General features: G+C 60.5%; 18 protein-coding genes. 5 read left to right on the forward strand and 13 right to left on the reverse strand.

Annotation, left to right across the window (positions count from 1 at the left end; translation table 11 throughout):
* The first annotated feature begins 86 nt into the window (after positions 1–86).
* Positions 87–1,244: an S-(hydroxymethyl)mycothiol dehydrogenase gene (locus tag HMPREF2651_RS09800; RefSeq protein ID WP_049181350.1), complete on the forward strand. Its 1,158-nt coding sequence runs from the start codon at positions 87–89 to the stop codon at positions 1,242–1,244.
* The gene (locus HMPREF2651_RS09805) at positions 1,241–1,873 is read left to right on the forward strand and encodes an MBL fold metallo-hydrolase (RefSeq protein ID WP_048732678.1); all 633 of its coding nucleotides are present in this window, start codon (positions 1,241–1,243) and stop codon (positions 1,871–1,873) included. The genes HMPREF2651_RS09800 and HMPREF2651_RS09805 overlap by 4 nt, the downstream gene beginning before the upstream one ends.
* Positions 1,874–1,922: 49 nt before the next feature.
* On the opposite strand, the gene dnaG is transcribed toward HMPREF2651_RS09805, so the two are convergent.
* Positions 1,923–3,854, reverse strand: coding sequence for a DNA primase (gene dnaG / locus HMPREF2651_RS09810; protein WP_083303373.1), 1,932 nt, complete (start codon positions 3,852–3,854; stop codon positions 1,923–1,925).
* 120 nt (positions 3,855–3,974) lie between these two features.
* On the opposite strand from dnaG, the gene HMPREF2651_RS09815 reads away from it, so the two are divergent.
* Entirely contained in the window at positions 3,975–4,493 is a 519-nt protein-coding gene (locus HMPREF2651_RS09815) for a guanyl-specific ribonuclease (protein WP_038626014.1), read from the forward strand.
* Positions 4,494–4,497: 4 nt separating this feature from the next.
* On the opposite strand, the gene HMPREF2651_RS09820 is transcribed toward HMPREF2651_RS09815, so the two are convergent.
* A complete protein-coding gene (locus HMPREF2651_RS09820; RefSeq protein WP_049181328.1) occupies positions 4,498–5,790 on the reverse strand; it encodes a deoxyguanosinetriphosphate triphosphohydrolase in 1,293 nt (430 codons plus the stop codon).
* 28 nt (positions 5,791–5,818) lie between these two features.
* Between HMPREF2651_RS09820 and HMPREF2651_RS09825 the strand changes: the two genes are divergently transcribed.
* On the forward strand, positions 5,819–7,852 hold the full coding sequence (locus HMPREF2651_RS09825) for a TPM domain-containing protein (protein ID WP_239663063.1): 2,034 nt from the start codon (positions 5,819–5,821) through the stop codon (positions 7,850–7,852).
* Positions 7,853–7,860: 8 nt separating this feature from the next.
* Here HMPREF2651_RS09825 and HMPREF2651_RS10945 read toward each other — a convergent pair whose 3' ends face one another.
* The 3 genes from HMPREF2651_RS10945 to HMPREF2651_RS09840 form a co-directional block, all read right to left on the reverse strand.
* The gene (locus HMPREF2651_RS10945) at positions 7,861–8,106 is read right to left on the reverse strand and encodes a hypothetical protein (protein WP_141746498.1); all 246 of its coding nucleotides are present in this window, start codon (positions 8,104–8,106) and stop codon (positions 7,861–7,863) included.
* Positions 8,107–8,264: 158 nt separating this feature from the next.
* Positions 8,265–8,834, reverse strand: coding sequence for a hypothetical protein (locus tag HMPREF2651_RS09835; RefSeq protein ID WP_049181324.1), 570 nt, complete (start codon positions 8,832–8,834; stop codon positions 8,265–8,267).
* Complete coding sequence (locus HMPREF2651_RS09840; protein ID WP_048732689.1) at positions 8,834–10,219, reverse strand: glycine--tRNA ligase; 1,386 nt, start codon at positions 10,217–10,219, stop codon at positions 8,834–8,836. Before HMPREF2651_RS09840 ends, HMPREF2651_RS09835 begins: the two co-directional genes overlap by 1 nt.
* A gap of 190 nt (positions 10,220–10,409) precedes the next feature.
* Between HMPREF2651_RS09840 and HMPREF2651_RS09845 the strand changes: the two genes are divergently transcribed.
* Positions 10,410–10,904 carry a Fur family transcriptional regulator gene (locus HMPREF2651_RS09845; RefSeq protein WP_049181323.1) on the forward strand — a complete coding sequence of 165 codons (495 nt, stop codon included), beginning with the start codon at positions 10,410–10,412 and terminating at the stop codon, positions 10,902–10,904.
* 29 nt (positions 10,905–10,933) lie between these two features.
* On the opposite strand, the gene HMPREF2651_RS09850 is transcribed toward HMPREF2651_RS09845, so the two are convergent.
* Genes HMPREF2651_RS09850 through dnaJ form a run of 8 tightly spaced genes read right to left on the reverse strand, consistent with a single transcriptional unit; the run spans position 10,934 to position 18,255 of the window.
* Positions 10,934–11,656, reverse strand: a complete 723-nt coding sequence (locus HMPREF2651_RS09850; RefSeq protein WP_016423112.1) for an isoprenyl transferase — start codon at positions 11,654–11,656, stop codon at positions 10,934–10,936.
* Positions 11,657–11,684: 28 nt separating this feature from the next.
* Positions 11,685–12,434, reverse strand: a complete 750-nt coding sequence (recO, locus tag HMPREF2651_RS09855) for a DNA repair protein RecO (protein WP_016423113.1) — start codon at positions 12,432–12,434, stop codon at positions 11,685–11,687.
* A 4-nt stretch (positions 12,435–12,438) separates the two neighbouring features.
* Positions 12,439–13,380 (reverse strand): GTPase Era, encoded by a 942-nt coding sequence (gene era / locus HMPREF2651_RS09860; RefSeq protein ID WP_048732786.1) that lies wholly within the window; start codon positions 13,378–13,380, stop codon positions 12,439–12,441.
* Positions 13,381–13,384: 4 nt separating this feature from the next.
* Positions 13,385–14,713 carry a hemolysin family protein gene (locus tag HMPREF2651_RS09865; RefSeq protein WP_049181322.1) on the reverse strand — a complete coding sequence of 443 codons (1,329 nt, stop codon included), beginning with the start codon at positions 14,711–14,713 and terminating at the stop codon, positions 13,385–13,387.
* Positions 14,710–15,243 carry an rRNA maturation RNase YbeY gene (ybeY, locus tag HMPREF2651_RS09870; protein ID WP_005511056.1) on the reverse strand — a complete coding sequence of 178 codons (534 nt, stop codon included), beginning with the start codon at positions 15,241–15,243 and terminating at the stop codon, positions 14,710–14,712. The genes HMPREF2651_RS09865 and ybeY overlap by 4 nt, the downstream gene beginning before the upstream one ends.
* Positions 15,244–15,259: 16 nt before the next feature.
* Positions 15,260–16,288, reverse strand: a complete 1,029-nt coding sequence (locus tag HMPREF2651_RS09875; protein ID WP_038626036.1) for a PhoH family protein — start codon at positions 16,286–16,288, stop codon at positions 15,260–15,262.
* A gap of 12 nt (positions 16,289–16,300) precedes the next feature.
* A complete protein-coding gene (locus HMPREF2651_RS09880; RefSeq protein ID WP_049181319.1) occupies positions 16,301–17,080 on the reverse strand; it encodes a 16S rRNA (uracil(1498)-N(3))-methyltransferase in 780 nt (259 codons plus the stop codon).
* 44 nt (positions 17,081–17,124) lie between these two features.
* Positions 17,125–18,255: a molecular chaperone DnaJ gene (gene dnaJ / locus HMPREF2651_RS09885; protein ID WP_070586040.1), complete on the reverse strand. Its 1,131-nt coding sequence runs from the start codon at positions 18,253–18,255 to the stop codon at positions 17,125–17,127.

Below are 18,255 nucleotides of genomic sequence, written 5' to 3' on the forward strand. Positions count from 1 at the left end.
TCTCACACAGCCCAACGAAGCCCCCAGCAGTACTGAAAACGCTTTCCATCATGCACTTTTCATACCGCGTTCATACGATGGGGCTTATGTCTGAACAAACCAACGGAACCGAAAACACCGAGCAAACCGCACGCGTTGTTCGCGGTGTTATCGCACGCGAGAAGGGTGCACCGGTAGAACTTACAGATATCCACATCCCATCCCCGGGCCCGAACGATGTCATTGTTGACATCCAGGCCTGCGGCGTGTGCCATACCGATCTGGCTTACCGCGACGGCGATATCGCCGACGAGTACCCGTTCTTCCTCGGCCACGAGGCCGCAGGCGTAGTCTCCGAGGTTGGCGAAGAGGTCACGCATGTTGCCGTCGGCGATTTCGTTGTCCTCAATTGGCGCGCCGTCTGTGGCGAGTGCCGCGCCTGTAAGCGTGGTGAGTCACAGTACTGCTTTAGCACTTTCAACGCCTCCAAGCCCATGACGCTTGACGACGGCACGGTCCTCACCCCAGCACTTGGAATCGGCGCCTTTGCGGATGCCACCCTCGTCCACGAGGGCCAGTGCACCAAGGTCGATTCGGCAGCCGATCCGGCCGTTGCGGGTCTGCTTGGCTGCGGCGTCATGGCCGGCATCGGTGCGGCCATCAACACCGGCGAGGTCAAGCGCGGTGAATCAGTAGCCATCATCGGCTGCGGTGGCGTTGGTACCGCCGCTATCGCCGGCGCCAAGCTGGCTGGCGCTAGCACGATTATTGCCATCGATATCTCGGACGAGAAGCTCGACACCGCCCGCGAATTCGGCGCGACCGAGACCATTAACTCTGCGGAGCTGGCTAAGAGCGATAAGGGCACCGGGGAAGAGGATCCCGTCGTTAAGCGAGTGCGTGAGCTGACCGACGGTTTCGGTGCTGACGTCGTGATTGATGCGGTCGGCCGTCCGGAAACCTACAAGCAGGCGTTCTACGCCCGTGACCTGGCTGGACGTGTTGTGCTGGTCGGTGTTCCGGCGCCGACGATGGAGCTGGACATCCCGCTGGCGGATGTGTTTAGCCGCGGTGGTGCGCTGAAGTCGTCCTGGTACGGCGACTGCCTGCCGGAGCGGGACTTCCCGATGCTGGTAGATCTGTCGTTGCAAAACCGCCTGCCGTTGGAGGGCTTCGTAACGGAGCGCATTGGCATTGAGGATGTTGATGAGGCCTTCGACACTATGAAGGCCGGTAAGGTACTGCGATCGGTGGTGACGCTGTGAACAAGGATTTGAGGGTCGACCACGTTCTCACCTCGGGCACGTTCTCGCTCGATGGTGGCACGTGGGACGTAGACAACAACGTATGGGTGCTCGGCGATGACCGTGAGGTCATTGTCATCGATGCGGCGCATGAGGCGCAGCCGATCATCGATGCGGTGGATGGGCGCAAGGTCAAGGCCATCGTGTGCACCCACGCACACAACGACCACATCACTGTGGCCCCTGAGCTGCAGGAAAAGCTCGACGCTCCCCTGCTGGTCCACCCGGGCGACCAGATGTTGTGGGAGCAGTCCTGGCCGGACCTGGCGCACGAGGACCTCGCACACGGTCAGCGCCTGGAGATTGCGGGCACGGAGGTTGTCATTATTAACACTCCGGGCCACTCCCCTGGCTCGTGCTGTCTGTACGTGCCGGAGGCCGCGGAGCTGTTCTCGGGTGACACGCTGTTTTCCGGCGGTCCTGGAGCGACCGGTCGATCCTACTCGGATTTCGACACGATTATTAACTCCATCCGCGACAACCTGCTGACTCTGCCTGCGGAAACGACTGTCCGCACGGGTCATGGCGATCACACGACGATTGGTCGCGAGGCTCCACACTTGGAAGAGTGGATTCGCCGCGGCTACTAGTCGCTAGCTGTTGACGGGTGGCTGGCGCCTAGAAACTACTAACCACTAGCTACTCAAATACAACCTTGACCGCCTCTGCTTGCAGTTCGCGGCGGTACTGCTCCATCGCGAGCAGGTCCGCGAACAGCGAGTTGTAGGCGGTTTCGTCGTCTGAGGGGCGCATCCGCGAGAGCATCGCTTTCAGCTGTGCAATCTGGTCACCGACCCACACTTCCTGCAGTCGCGCCAGAATCGCCTGCGCATACGGGCGCAGCGTCTCCGCATCGACGGCGATTTGCTCCACGCCCAGCTCAGTCACGAGATGCTTGACGACGTCCTCCCGCGCCTGATCCATAATTGCGGTCGCCCAACTATGTGGCTGCGTGGCCGCTTCCCCACAGGCACCACCTGCAGCCATGATGGCGTCGAATACCGCCCGGTAGGTCGGATGCCCAAAGGTCTCGGGTGCGAGCGCATCGAATACCGGACCGGTGGTGGCGGGCTCCTGAATTGCCAGCTTGAGGGCCTCACGCTGCGCATAGAGCACAGGGTCCCGCGGATTTGGATACGGCAGTGCCGGGTTGCGCCGGCGCCGCGCTTCCTCCGCCTCTTCACGGGCACGGGCCTCTTCTTGGCGACGCTGGTAGGGGGTGCGCTTTTCATTCTGTGGCCGACTGGCCTCCTCGCGGACGCGCTGTACCAGCTCGGCCTCATCATTCCAGCCGATCCAGCCGGCAACTTCGCGGGCATACTCATCGCGCAGCGCCGCGTCCTTGAGCTGGGCCAGGACAGGCACCACGCGGCGCAGCCCGGAGACCCTGCCATTAGCGGCGGTCAGGTCGTAGTCGGCCAGAAGTGTGCGGAGGACGAATTCGATCAATGGTCGTCGTGAAGCGACGAGGTCGCGCACTGCGGCCTCGCCCTTCTTCTGGCGCAAGTCGCACGGATCCATGCCGTCCGGCGCGACTGCGACATAGGACTGGCCAGTGAAATTCTGCTCGCCCTCGAAGGCGCGCATGGCGGCCTTCTGCCCTGCCTCGTCGCCGTCGAAGGTGTAGATGAGTTCGCCGCGGAAGAAGTTATCGTCGAGCATGAGACGGCGCAGCAGCTGGAGGTGCTCCTCGCCAAAAGCGGTACCACAGGACGCGACGGCCGTGGTCACACCCGAGGCGTGCATGGCCATGACGTCGGTGTACCCCTCCACAATCACAGCCTGATGACCAGCAGCAATGTCCTTCTTGGCCAGATCCAGGCCGAAGAGCACCTTGGACTTCTTGTACAGCATGGTCTCGGGCGTGTTCATGTACTTGCCCAGGTTGTCATCGTCGAAAAGCTTGCGGGCACCAAAGCCGATGACATCGCCGGACATATTGCGAATCGGCCACATGAGACGACGGTGGAAACGATCGATCGGCCCCATCCGCCCCATCTTGGAAAGACCAGCCTTATCCAGCTCTTCGAAGCTGAAGCCCAGACGCTGCAGGTGCTTGGTTAGAGTGTCCCAGCCGGCCGGCGAGTAGCCACAGCCGAACTGGGCCGCGTGCTCAGCGGTGAAGCCGCGGTTTTCCAGAAACTCTCGCGCAGGCGCTGCCGCTGGCGTGGAGAACTGCTCGCGGTAGAACTTCTGTGCCTCGCGGTTTGCGGCGATGAGACGCTGTCGGGTTCCCGGTTCCTCGCGACGGCCCGTGCCGCCGCCCTCATAGTTAATGTGGAAGCCAATCTTCTCTGCGCAGGCTTCGACAGCCTCCGGGAAAGACAGGTGCTCCATCTCCATGAGAAAGCTAAATACATCACCGCCTTTGCCAGTGGAAAAGCAGTGGTAATAACCATGATTGGGGCGTACGTGGAACGACGGCGTGCGCTCGTCTTTAAAAGGCGAAAGCCCTTTCAGAGAATCCGCGCCAGCCGGTTTGAGGTTCACGTATTCCGCAACGATCTCCTCAATCGGAGTCCGCTCGCGGATCGCCGCGATATCGGAGTCCGGAATTCTTCCCCTAGCCATGAAAATAACCTTACCCAACCCGTCCAATCGACTCCGCCGTAAAGGTTTCGCTTAACGACGAGCCCTCGCGCCCCAACCCAAAAACGTGCCGGTGGCAACAGATATGGAAAGATACTAGCCATGGCTGAGTGGAAGAAGATTGCGAGCGGCGTAGGCGCTGCCGCCCTGGTGTTGGCTGGTAGCTATCTGGGGCTCGATGGCGGAGATCAGAACTCTACGGCATCCGAGAACTCACAGGGGTCGCAGAATTCCGAATCGCAGACTTCCGCTGCGCCCAGCTCGAAATCGAGTCCGAAGCCTGGCACTAATTCGGGCAGCAACAAGACTGGCGCCAAGGGCGCCACCTGCGCAGTAGATACCCTGCCGCAGGAGGCCGACGATGTTATCGACCGCATCCTGACCGACCAGGACCACATCTATTCGCAGCACGACGGCAAGCACTTCGGCAACTACGAGGGACGCCTGCCGAGGCAGCGCGGTGACTACTACCGCGAATACACCGTGACCACCCCGGGCAATTCCAGCCGCGGTGCACGTCGCATTGTTGTCGGCGGCGGTTCCGAAAATGACCCGGATGTCTGGTACTACACCGACGACCACTACGAGAGCTTCTGCGAAATTCCAGACGCGGAGGACTAGACAACTATCCCCACGCCGCGGCCACACCGGCAATCTGGCGATCAAGCCGCTCTACACGCGACTCCGTCATCGACGCTAGCTGATCAACGATAACCCGCAGCCGCGCTTGGTCACTCTCCGCCCGGGAATAGAGCCACTGGAACATCGGATCAAGCGTTCCCGGAGCGCCCTCCTGCAGATACTCGGCCACCCGGAAAAGACGATCGCGCTCACGCTCCTGACGGCGAATATGACGCGGAAGATCCATCACATACAACACGGCGATGGTCTTCAGCATGGTGACCTCCGCCAGAATCGAGCTGGGCACGGCGAGGTCCGCGTCGTAACGCCCGAGCGGAAGCGTCGACCCGGAGGCAGCACGCGTACCCGCGACGGAAGCCGTGACAAAACGGCCAACCAGCTCCGAGGTCATCCGTTTCAGCGCGACCAGCGAGCGCAGCGAACCATCATAGGACGCCGCAGCTGATACCACCGGCAAACTGGCAAGACGCCCGGCAGCTTCGACAAGCTCCGCCGGATCGCCACCAAATGCGGCAGCGCCCTTGTCAGCGAGCGCGGCCAATTCCACCGTGTCCCACAAAACGCCCAGGTTAACGCGGCCAGATACGATGCCATCCTCGACATCGTGGACGGAATAGGCGACATCGTCAGACCAGTCCATAATCTGTGCCTCAAGACACTGCTTGCCGTGCGGAACGCCCTGTCGAATCCACTGCAGAATAGCGGCATCTTCCTGGTAGGCCCCGTACTTGTGGCGGAGCTGACCATCGGGACCGATTGGTGTCCACGGGTACTTACAGGCCGCATCGAGCGCCGCCCGCGTGAGGTTGAGTCCACAGGGCTCACCTGTGCCATCGAGTACCTTCGGCTCGAGGCGAGTAAGAATACGCAGCGTCTGCGCGTTGCCCTCGAACCCGCCGCAACCAGCAGCAATCTCGTTGAGGGCGCGCTCACCGTTGTGGCCATACGGCGGATGCCCGATGTCATGCGTCAGGCCGGCCAACTCTGCGAGATCCTCATCTGCACCGAGTTCGCTGGCGATTCCGCGGGAAATCTGTGCGACCTCCAGCGAGTGAGTCAGGCGTGTGCGCGGAGTATCGCCCTCCCCTGGCCCCACAACCTGAGTTTTATCAGCCAGCCTGCGCAGCGCTGCGGAGTGCAGGACGCGGGCGCGATCTCGTGCAAACGCCGCCCGGTGGGTTTCCAAGGTCTGCACTCCGGGCAGCAATGACTGCTTCGGAGACTCCTCGACGATACGAGCGAGTTCAAAAGATGAATACGAAAATTTACCGGCCACGTAATTATTGTTACGTATCCTTGTAGATATGTCTGACAGGAATCGCGTGTTTCGCCCCCTTTACCTTGCCGCATCGGGTGTTTTCCTCGGCCTGAGCATGCCGCTCATCACAACTGCACTGCCGACACAGTCGCCGGTTCATGCACCTGCATCGCTGCTGGCACTCGCACCGTCAGCATCCCTGGCGCACGCCGAGGCACCGGCGGATGTGTCAGGTGACGTGGACGATCTCGCCGGTGTGCTGAGCGGCGGCGAAAAAGCTCGCTTAAAGGAGCAGATTCAGCAGCTCAAGACCGACAAGCGGCTCCTGTTCTCGGTGTTTTACATCAAGAGCTTCGACGGCATTCAGGGCGAGCAATGGGCGCAGCAGGCCTGGGAGCACCTCGGCGCTGCTGACAACCGCGGTGTCCTGGTCGTCGCCGTGGAAGACCGCAACCTAGGCGCGTTCGTCGGCGACTCCTTCCCCAGCAATGCAGAAGCCGTCAACAGCGCAGCTCAAGGGCAGTTGTTAGAGGACGACAACTGGGCGGCTGCGGGCGAAGCTGCCATCGCCGAGGCAGGCGGTGGCAGCGGCTCCGCCGGTGGGTGGGCACTCGGCGCCGGCCTCGGTGGTGCCGCCGTTGTCGGTGGCACCACCTGGGCCGTGGGCCGACGCAATAAGAAGAAGCGCGACGAGGAAGAGATTGCTCGTGGCCGCAACATCGACCCCAGGGATGTTTCTTCGCTGGACTCGCTGAGCACCAGCTCGCTCGATGTTCTTGCGCGCGATGAGATTGTCAGTACCGATGAGTCCATCCGCAAAGCCAGCACCGAACTCGACCTCGCTCGTGCTGAGTTCGGCACCGAACGCATCCGCAGCTTCGACAACGCACTGAAGCACTCTCAGTCCACGCTCGAGCGCGCGTTTGTACTTCGCCAACAGCTTGACGACGGCTCCGTAGCCGACGAAATCGAGCGCCGCAGTGTCCTGCTGGAGATTATCTCCACCTGTGGTGTTGCGGATGACCAGCTCGACGGCGAGGCCGCAAACTTCCAGAAACTCCGCCAGGAGTTGATGAATGCTGAAGCGACCATTTCGAAGCTCACTCAGCGAAGTGTCGAGCTGCGCTCACGTATGCCGCGTGCCGGAGAAATTCTCGACGGTCTGCGCGCACGTTACGAAGAGCAGATGCTCAGCTCTGTGACCGACAATATCGACATGGCCACGGAGCACCTGAATCAGGCTGACCAGTCAATGTCTGAGGCCCACCGCATCGCTGACCTGCCCGCCGGTGAGCAAGGTGGTCTGATCGATGCGCTGTCGGCCACCGACTTTGCGCTCACACAGGCAGAGAGTCTTCTAGAGGCCATTGAACACGCCGATAGCGATATTCACGCTGCAGTCGCTGGACTGGCTTCCCTTATCGCCGAGGTCCGCGGTGAAATCGATGAGGCCTCGCACCTGATGTCGGCACCGCAAGGCGCCAACATCAACCGCGAGCGTCTCAATGCGGCCATCGAAGCAGGCCGTGAAGCACTCGGCGTGGCAGCCAATAAGTCCGAAGTGGATCCGCTGAGTTCCTGGACCGCACTGACCGATGCCGATGAGCTGCTCGACGAAGCCCTGGACTCCGCTCGAGACAAGGCCGCGTCGTTCGCCCGAGCTACCGCCACTTTGCAGCACAGCATGCAAGATGCCGACAACCACATTCGCGCCGCAGCTGACTTGATTGCTACCCGCCGCCGTGTGGTTGGCGCTGAGGCTCGCACTCGCCTCGCAGAGGCACAGCGTGCTTACGGTTCTGCTCAGGGCTTGGCCAACGACGATCCGCGAAAGGCGTTGGCCTACGCGCGTCGTGCGCGCAAGCTCGCGGCTGAGGCCGCTGACTTGGCTCGCCGTGACATCCGCCGCTACCAGGATCAGCGCCGCGGTGGCGGCAGCAACGGTTCGATGGTCGCTGGCATGGTGCTGGGCAGCATGCTCAGCAACAACAGCGGCTTTGGTGGCAGCATCGGCGGCTTCGGCGGTTTCGGCGGAGGTTCGAGCCGACCAGGCGGCTCCGGCAGCACAATGGGCTTCTAGATTCCCGCCTAAATTCGCATCTGGCGTGGTCCATCCACAGACCACGTCGCCAGTGCGGCGGCAATCAGCCAGTCTTCGAAACTCCCCCGGAAGTCTCCCTCCTGGGCATAGACGCCAAATACCGCTCGGCCTAGGCTGTCCTCTCTGACGATTCGGGCGAGCTCATAGCCTGGGCGCTCGATGTCGAAGACCGTACGAATTCCCCGTCCTTCTCTGTTGAGGACGAAAGACTCCCCCTCGTCCGGATTCGTCATTACTAGCGCGTTCGTGCTAAAAAAGCGGGCTTTCACCTGCCAACCACGCCCTTGTGGCGAGGTGATCCAAAAAGCACTAAAGACCCCGTCCTGACAGCTCCAACCGTCGGACAGGGCCTTTTTGTTCTCGTCGTAAACGACGCCGTCTGCAATAGTTGCTACACGATCCACACCCAAATCATATAGGCAATCAGTAAGAGCAAGCAGACAGTGAGAATCCAGGTAGAGGAAACCATGCGGGACTCCAGCACTCGACGAGCACTGTAGACCAGGAAGATTTTCTCCTCTTCCGGCAGCGCACGGCCTTCGTCGGTGTCGAACTGCACCTCTGCGTGGCGCACGCCACGGGACGCACCGGTGAACTGGCCCCACTTCTCGCCGGTCTTTGCATTCTCGATGACGTAGTTCGTCGATCCCTCACACACCAGCTTGCCTTCGGGGCGATCCGGCCCAAAGGTCACTGAAAGCTGCTTGGCTCGCGAAATCTTGTCACGGTCAGCAGCAACGGTCGAGAACACGCGACCGTCGGGAAGCGTGGCGGAAACACGGTGATCAGCAGAGGCGTCAATAACCCACTCCCCTTCCGGGGTGTTGAGGCGATCGCCCTGCTCATCACGGCTGTACGTGCCTATTTCGGTGCTTTCCTTCAGAATCGGCCAGGTCTGCTCGGATTTTTCCCGGGAGCCGTCGCCGAGACTATAGGATTCCCAAAAAACTTCTTCGGCCATTAGCAGCCCACCAGGCGCGCTGCGAGGTAGCTCTCCAGCTCGTCAATCTTGACGCGCTCCTGCTCCATGGTGTCGCGGTCACGGACGGTCACAGCGTTGTCTTCGAGAGTATCGAAGTCAACGGTGACACAGAACGGAGTACCAATCTCATCCTGGCGACGGTAACGACGGCCGATAGCACCGGAGGTGTCGTAATCGACGGCCCAGTGCTGGCGCAGCTTGTCCGCGACAGCCTCAGCAGTCGGAGTCAGGGTGTCCTTCTTCGACAGCGGCAGAACAGCAACCTTAACCGGCGACAGACGCGGGTCGAGCTTCAGCACGGTACGGGTGTCGGTGCCGCCCTTTGCGTTCGGCACCTCTTCCTCGGTGTAGGCATCGCACAGGAAGGCCATCAGGGCGCGGGTCAGGCCGAAGGACGGCTCGATGACGTACGGGACGTACTTTTCGCCGGTGACCTGGTCGTGGTAGCGCAGATCTTCCTTGGAGTGCTCGATGTGGCAGCCGAGGTCGTAGTCCGTACGGTTGGCGACACCCATCAGCTCGCCCCACTCGTTGCCCTGGAAGTGGAAGCGGTATTCGAAGTCAATCGTGCGTGCAGAGTAGTGCGCGCGCTCGTCCTTCGGAACGTCGAACTGACGCATGTTCTCCGGGTTAACGCCCAGGTCAATAAACCAGTTCCAGCAGGCGTCGACCCACTCGTCGAACTTCTCTTCAGCCTGGTCCGGTGCGACGAAGTACTCGATTTCCATCTGCTCGAACTCGCGGGTACGGAAGATGAAGTTACCCGGGGTGATCTCGTTGCGGAATGCCTTACCGGTCTGGCCGATACCGAACGGTGGCTTCATCCGAGCCGTGGTCATAACGTTCTTGAAGTTGACGAAGATACCCTGAGCAGTCTCCGGGCGCATGTAGTGCAGGCCCTGCTCATTGTCGACCGGGCCGAGGAAGGTCTTCATCAGACCGGAGAACATCTGCGGCTCGGTCCAATTGCCCGGCTGTCCGGTCTCCGGGTCCGGAACGTCTGCCAGACCATTGGCCGGCGGGTGACCGTGCTTGGCCTCGTAGGCCTCCAGCAGGTGGTCAGCACGGTAGCGCTTGTGGGTGTGCAGGGACTCCACCAGCGGGTCAGTGAAGGTAGCGACGTGACCGGAAGCTTCCCAGACCTGGCGCGGCAGGATAATGGAGGAATCCAGGCCGACGACATCCTTACGACCTGTGACGAAGGTCTTCCACCACTGGCGCTTGATGTTTTCTTTCAGCTCCACACCCAGGGGACCGTAATCCCATGCCGAGCGGGTACCGCCGTAAATTTCACCACACGGGTAAACGAATCCCCTGCGCTTACACAGGTTGGCGACGGTATCGACAACTGACTTAGGTGCCACGGTCTAGACCACTCCTTATAAATGGCTTCGCATCGCACACCACACGCCTTTTCCGGACACTCGATTCAGCCCGTTCCGTGCGGCGAACGACGTAATGAAAAGCAAAATGTACTGACCCCGAGAGGCCAGTTAAAAGTTCCCCTATACTCTAGCGCATCTTGTCCCACCGATACCGGGTAGTGTCGTTTACATGGCTGGCGATGATATGCACGAAGTTAGTTCTGGCGAAAACCCACGTGGTACGGGCTCCCCCGCTAGCCCCGGGACGCACGCTTCCGCGCGGCCGGCCGCAACCCGCATCGGCCAGCGCAGTACTCGCCAACGCCGCGCCGTCGTGTCGATTATGAGTGAAGCTCCTAATTTTCGCTCCGCTGCTGACATTCATAAGTCGCTGACGGAACGTGGGGACAAGGTCGGCTTGACGACGGTCTATCGGACGCTCCAGTCCCTTGCAGAAATGGACATTGTCGATGTTCTGCACAATGCCTCCGGGGAGGCTCTCTACCGGCTGTGCGGTGACCACCACCATCATCACCTAGTCTGCACCGATTGTGGCAGCACCGTTGAAGTCGCTGGCGGACCCGTCGAGCAGTGGGCTCACAGCCTGGCGGAGGAGCACGGTTTTAATCTGACCGGGCACACTGCCGAGGTCTTCGGCCTGTGCAGGGACTGCCAGAAGAAGTAGCCCGGCTCCCCTCCCCAAAAATACCGGCTCTAGGCCTTGCCGAATCTACGGTCGCGCTTGGCGTACTCCACCACTGCGGCGCGCATGTCATCCCGACCGAAATCCGGGAAAAGCTTGTCCTGATAGACCATCTCCGCATAGGCGGACTGCCAGATCAAGAAGTTGGACGTGCGCTGCTCACCCGACGGACGCAGGAACAAATCAACATCCGGCATAGTCGGCTCATCCAGGAACTGTGCGAAAGACTTCTCAGTCAAGTCATATTCGCTGAGTTCCCCCGCTGCTGCCTGACGAGCAATCTCTCTAGCAGCGTCAACAATCTCAGCGCGACCACCGTAGTTGACGCACATATACAGAGTTAGCGCGTCATTGTCCTTCGTCTGCTCCTCGGCGATCTCAAGCTCTTTAATCACCGAGCGCCACAGGCGCGGACGGCGCCCTGCCCAACGCACGCGAACGTTCTTCGAATCCAACTCATCACGACGTCGGCGCAGCACATCACGATTAAAGCCCATCAGGAATCGGACCTCATCGACAGAACGGCGCCAATTCTCAGTGGAAAATGCGTAGGCCGACAGGTGCTTGACGCCCATCTCCAAACAAGCATCGACGCACTCCATCAGCACGGCTTCACCGCGCTTGTGCCCCTCGGTGCGCTTGAGCCCACGCTGCTCGGCCCATCTACCATTGCCGTCCATCACAAGCGCGATGTGATTGGGCACGAATTGCTGCGGTACAGGAGGATTCAACACGCTTCCTATTGTGCCCCACCGCCACTATTTACTGCCAAAAAGCATCCACATGTTCCAGCGCCGGCACCCGGCGGCCCAGGTAGTACTGCAGGTACTTCGCCGTTAGGGTACGCGCCGTCGCCATCCGCCCCTCAAATTCGCTTGACGACGTATCGATGCCCGCCCATTGCTCATGAGCAAGCTGCCACATCAGATGCAGAACCTCGGTCGGCGGAGTATCCGCACCCGGTGGCCTGCAGTTAGTGCACACTGCTCCACCCAGTGCGGGAGAAAACGCATGATGAGGCCCGGCTTTGCCGCAGCCTGCGCATTCAAAGAGGCTTGGCTGCCAACCGGCCTGTGCCATTGCCCGCAGGATGTAGGAGGTCAACAACAAATCGGGGCGATGGCGACCGGCCGCAACGTCGTCGAGCGATTGGGTGGTGAGATCCCACAATTCGGGAGCCGGCACTTGTTCCTCACCGACAATACGTTCGGCGACGTCCAGGACTGCACACGCACAGGTGTAGCGCGCATAGTCGTCGACAAGCGGTGCCGCCCACGTACGCACGGTATCTGCGCCGGCGATAGTGGACAGCCCCCGGCGTGGGTAAATGTTGACATCCACGTCGACGAATGGTGACAGGCGGGAGCCGAAGCGGCTCTTCGCTCGGCGCACGCCTTTGGCGACACCGCGGACTAGGCCGTGGTCGCGGGTGAAAAGGACGATGATGCGGTCGGCTTCGCCGAGGTCGTAGCGGCGTACGACCAGCGCACGGTCGCGATACGGCTCGACCAATTTTTTAGAATCCCAACTTGCCCAGCTGCTTCGGGTCCGACTGCCAGTCCTTCAACACTTTCACGCGCAGGTCAAGGTAAACATTCTGACCAAGCAACGCGATGAGTTCCTTACGAGCCTTGTGAATGGTGGTGCCCATGCGTCGACCGTCGCGCCCCATGAGAATGGATTTCTGCCCCGAACGCTCGACATAGATAACAGCGTGGACGTCCAGGACGCCTTCGCGGTCCTGGCTCGGTAGCACCTCATCAATCTGGACTGCCACAGAGTGCGGCAACTCATCGCGCAGACCGCCGAGGGCCGCCTCGCGGATGAGCTCTGCCATCCGAGTGTGCAGATCCTCATCGGTGATGTGACCCTTTGGGTACAGTCGCGGCCCCTCCGGCAACTGGGAAGCCATTACATCAATCAGCGTGTTGATATTCTCGCCGGACTTCGACGACAGTGGCACCAGCTCAGCATCCGGACCGAGCAACTCCTGCAGCTCAATCAGGCGCTCGATAATGGTGTCGCGAGAGACCTTATCCACCTTGGACACAATGCCCATGATGTTCTTGCAACCTTTGGAAACGTTCTCGTAGATCCAACGGTCACCGGGGCCAATTTTCTCGTCGGCAGGCACGACCAGCGCGACCAGATCCACATCGGAATAGGTCTCCTGAACCATGTCATTCAGACGCTCACCGAGCAGCGTGCGTGGCTTGTGCAGACCGGGCGTATCCACGACAACAATCTGGCAGTTCTCGCGGTGAACCACACCGCGCACCGGGTGACGCGTGGTTTCCGGCTGGTTAGCGGTAATAGCGATTTTCTCGCCCACCAGGGAATTGGTCAGCGTGGACTTACCCGTGTTCGGACGTCCCACAATGGAAACGAACCCGGAGCGAAAGCCCTCCGGCGCGCTGTAATCATCAGCATCGCCGCCAAGTCCGGCATTGGCCAGCATGTCATCAAGATTGCCCATCAGTATCTTCTTCCTCGGAGTAGAACTCCGCAGTCGGCTCCACCACCACAGTGCGTACCCGCATACGACCACGACGGTCACGCGAGCCCTCGGCGGTAAACTTCAGTCCTGCATATTCTACGTATGAACCCGGCAATGGTACACGTCCGAGCTCATAGGCCAACAGGCCGGAGACCGTATCCACCTCATCGGTGACTTCGTCATCGAACACGAGCTCGCGCCCGTGGGCTTCGTCGTAAAGCTCAACGAGCTCGCCCAAGCTGAGGCGCGCCTGCACGCGGTAGGAGGCATCCCCCAGCGGTTCGATGGGGGCCTGCTCGGCCTCGTCGTATTCGTCGGCAATCTCACCGACAATTTCCTCGAGGATGTCCTCAATAGAGATAAGGCCGGCGACCGATCCATATTCGTCGATGAGAATGGCGATGTGATTGCGGGTGCGCTGCATTTCATCGAGCAGATCATCCAGTGGCTTGGAGTCGGGCACAAAAACGCAGTCGCGCATGACCTCGGAGACGCGAACACCGCGGCCGCCATCAGTACGCGAGTACGTCTGCTGGACAATGTCCTTCAAGTAAATGACGCCGACGATGTCCTCAACGCTCTCGCCAATCACCGGCAGTCGCGAGTGACCTGACTTCACGCATAGTGCCACTGCCTGACCACAGTGCTTATCTGCCTCGATCCACACCATCTCTGGGCGCGGAACCATAACAACGCGTGCCGACGTTTCCGCGAGATCAAACACAGACTGAATCATGCGGCGCTCATCGTGCTCCACAATGCCGCGCTCCTGGGCGATATCGACCATCTCGCGCAACTCGACTTCGGTGGCGAACGGGCCATCGCGGAAGCCACCACCAGGGGTGATGATGTTGCCGAACCAAATCAGCAACTTTTCCAGTGGCCCCAACACCTTGGCCATAAAACTTAAGACGACCGCGGTGGCAAGGGAAATCGAGTATGGATTCTTCCGACCCATCGTGCGGGAAAACACCCCGAGGACCAGGAAGGTGAACAGAGCCAACAACACCACTGCAGCCACAATGGCCCAGCGCTCCGGCTCGAAAAGCTTAAGACAGACCGCCGCAAGCGTCACTGCACCGATTGACTCGCACAGCGTCCGCAGAATCACCAGCACATTGACGTGCCGAGCCCGATTTTCTACGACCTTGAGAAGCGCATTAGCACCCGCGACCTCGTCACGCTGCAGCTCTGCCACGCGTGCACGGGAAATCCCTGCGACCGCAGTTTCGACTGTGTTGAGTCCGCCAGCGCAGATCATCGCCACAACGGCGACAATTACTAAAGTGATCATCGCTCGTTAGAACGCTCCGGGAACGCATTGGGGTTGATTGGTTTTTCGGAAAAGCTCACGCCACGACGATCGATGTCGTCGTACCAGTCCGCCAACAGACCATTCTGCAGGGAGAACATCTGACGCTCTTCCTCCGCCGTGACATGGTCATAGCCCAACAGGTGCAGTACGCCGTGCACGGTGAGCAAAACCAACTCGTGGCTCAGCGGATGGCCTGCACGCTCCGCCTGCCCCGCGGCAAACTCCGGGCACAACACAATGTCGCCCAGCATCGCAGGCCCTGGGCTAGCTGCATCCGGTCGGCCAGAGCCAGGAGTGAGCTCATCCATCGGGAAGCTCATCACATCCGTCGGCCCCGGCAGATCCAGCCAGCGCACATGGAGGTCTTCGATCGTCTTCAAGTCGACAATGTGAATGCTCAGCTCAGCTGCCGGATGCACGTCCAGGCGCCCCAGCGCATACCGGGCAACGTCGATAAGCGACTCTTCATTGACGCCCTGACCGGACTCGTTGAAAACTTCAATGCTCATGTAATTTCAGCGTCCTTTATCGCTTTGTGGCGGACTGTCGCTTTTGTGGGGACTCGGCGCCCTGCTCAATACCTTCGTTATAGGCATCGTAGTCATCGTAGGCCTCGACAATTGCGGTCACCAGCGGGTTGCGCACCACATCTGCGGCGGCCAACGCCGGAAAAGCGATTCCCGGCACGCCGCGCAGCACCTCACGGGCGACGGCCAGGCCAGACTTCTGCCCACGGGGTAGGTCGACCTGGCTGGCATCGCCGGTGATGACCATCTTCGAACCGAAGCCCAGGCGGGTAAGGAACATTTTCATCTGCGCCGGAGTAGTGTTCTGTGCTTCGTCGAGAATGATGAAAGCATTGTTCAAGGTACGACCGCGCATGTACGCCAGCGGTGCGACCTCCACTACCCCAGTTTCCATCAGCTTTGGAATCAGCTCTGGCTCAAGCATTTCGCGCATCGCATCGTGCAATGGGCGCAGGTAGGGGTCGATCTTCTCGTGCAGCGTACCCGGCAGGAAGCCCAGGTTCTCACCCGCCTCCACTGCGGGGCGAGTCAGAATGATGCGTTCTACCTGCTTATTCTTCAGCGCAGCAACGGCCTTGGCCATGGCCAGGAACGTCTTGCCCGTACCGGCGGGGCCGATACCGAAAACAACGTTATAGCGGTCGATGGCATCGACGTAGTTCTTTTGTCCCTCTGTCTTGGGACGCACGGTCTTGCCACGATGAGTCACAATGCCGCCACCGAGCACCTCGCTGGCGGACTTCTCCCCGCGATCCACAATGCCCACCGCGTGCCGCACCGACTCCGGGGAGAGCTCGTGCCCACGACGGGCCATCGCCTCCAGCTCCTTGAAAGCGCGGACAGCCAACGAAACATCCGCCGGAGCACCCTTGATTGTCACAACCCCGCCGCGGACATGAATATCCGCTGCCAGCAGAGATTCCAACAGCCGCAGATTCTGGTCCGCATAGCCGACCACGATCGGCGCGAGATTGTCATCGAGCTCGACGACGGCAGTGGTACGAGCAGTTACTGAATACTTTGTCATTATGCGTCTATCCTACTGACCACGCGTGGGTGCGCCGCCCCAGCGCTTTGTCAACGGCCCCAGTGCACAAAGAGCAGCAGCTCCAGCAAGGGCACTGCGGAGAACTGTCGGGCCGAGTACTACCGAGCTCGCACCTGCGTCACGGAAGGCCTCGAGTTCCCCGGGGCTGACTCCCCCTTCTGGGCCGACGATAAAAAGAACCTTGTCAGCGTTTGCTGCGCGTGCGGCGAAGTCCACGAACGGAGCTGTTTCCTCCTCGTGCAAAACGGCTGCCGCACCACCTGCTGACGTGGTTTCCCGGATGAGTTGCTCAATATCGGCGGAGCTATGTAGGTCAGCGACCGGCGGAATCCATGCACGACGAGCCTGCTTGGCTGCCTCGCGCGCAGCCGACTGCCACTTAGCGCGGGACTTAGTGACCTTCGCGGTACCCTGCCATCGAGCCACACAATTCACGGCCGCCCAGGGGATAATCTCATCGACCCCGGCCTCGGTCATCAAATCGACCGCAAGCTCAGCACGATCCGACTTCGGCAGCGCCTGCACCACGGTGACGTGCGGGCGCGGACGTGGACGTTCCTCGGCGGCGACCACACGAACGTGGACCTCACGCGGATCTACGTGCATGAGCTGTGCCCGCACCACCTTGTCCACACCATTGGCAAGAAGAATCTCCGAGCCCTCTTTCAGCCTGCGAACGCTGATGTGTTTGGCCTCCGGCCCGAGGATTCGAATGATTTCTTCCGGGCGCGGCAGCTCGGTGAACTCACCGAGAAATACGGGCAAACTCATGCGTGCTTCACACTCACTGGAGGGGGCTTTGGAGATGGCGTGTTTTAACGGCGGCGGAAACGGAAGAAGAAACCGTGGCGCTCATTCGAGTCTGCCACCTTGGCATCATCATCGCGGTGCTCGCGTAGCTTCTCCAGCAGCTCGCGGGACTTGCGGTCCAGCTTCGTCGGCACTGTGACATCGACGTGTGCGACCACGTCGCCATTGCCCTCGCCGCGCAAATGTGGCATTCCCTTGCCCGACAGGCGAATCTGCTCTGCCGGCTGGGTTCCCGAATCAACCTTGATGGTCATTGGCTCACCGAGCAGGTCGTCGACCTCAAACTCGGTACCAAGAGCGGCATCAGCCATGGGCACCTGCACGTTAAAGTGCAGATCATCGCCCTCACGCTCGAATACAGGGTGCGGGTCCATGGCAACTTCCACGTAGAGGTCACCCGCCGGGCCACCGCCCGGGCCGACCTCGCCCTGCCCTGCCATGCGAATACGCATGCCATCAGAGATACCTGCCGGAACGTTTACCGTCAGATCACGGCGAGCGCGAACGCGACCGTCGCCACCGCAGTTGTTACACGGATCGGGGATGATCTCGCCGGTGCCCTCACAAGTCGGGCACGGCCGCGAGGTCATCACATTGCCCAGGAAAGAACGCTGGACCTGTTGAATCTCGCCAGTGCCATCACAGCTGGTACACATCTTCGGCTTGGACTTGGACTTCGAGCCGGTTCCCTCGCACTGCTCACACAGCACCGCGGTGTCCACCGTGATGGGCTTGCGGACACCGGTGAATGCCTCATCGAGGCCCAGAGAAATACGCAGCAGCGCATCTGCACCTGGCTGCACACGCGAGCGGCGCTGGCGGGTACCGCCGGCACCGCCGAAGAATGCCTCGAAGATATCGCCGACTCCGCCGCCGCCGAAACCGCCGAAGCCACCGCCTGGCATACCGCCCTGCGGATTGAGAGGATCTCCTCCCATATCCACAATCCGGCGCTTTTCAGGATCCAGCAGGACCTCGTTCGCTTCAGAGGCCTCACGGAACTTCTCCGCAGCTTCTTCATCACCCGGATTACGGTCTGGGTGGTACTTGAGCGCCAGCTTTCGGTACGCCTTCTTAATCTCAGCGTCCGTAGCGTCCTTCTCCACTCCGAGGATGCCGTAATAGTCGCGTGCCAA

The organism is Corynebacterium sp. HMSC063A05 (assembly GCF_001809695.1).
GTDB lineage: Bacteria > Actinomycetota > Actinomycetes > Mycobacteriales > Mycobacteriaceae > Corynebacterium > Corynebacterium amycolatum.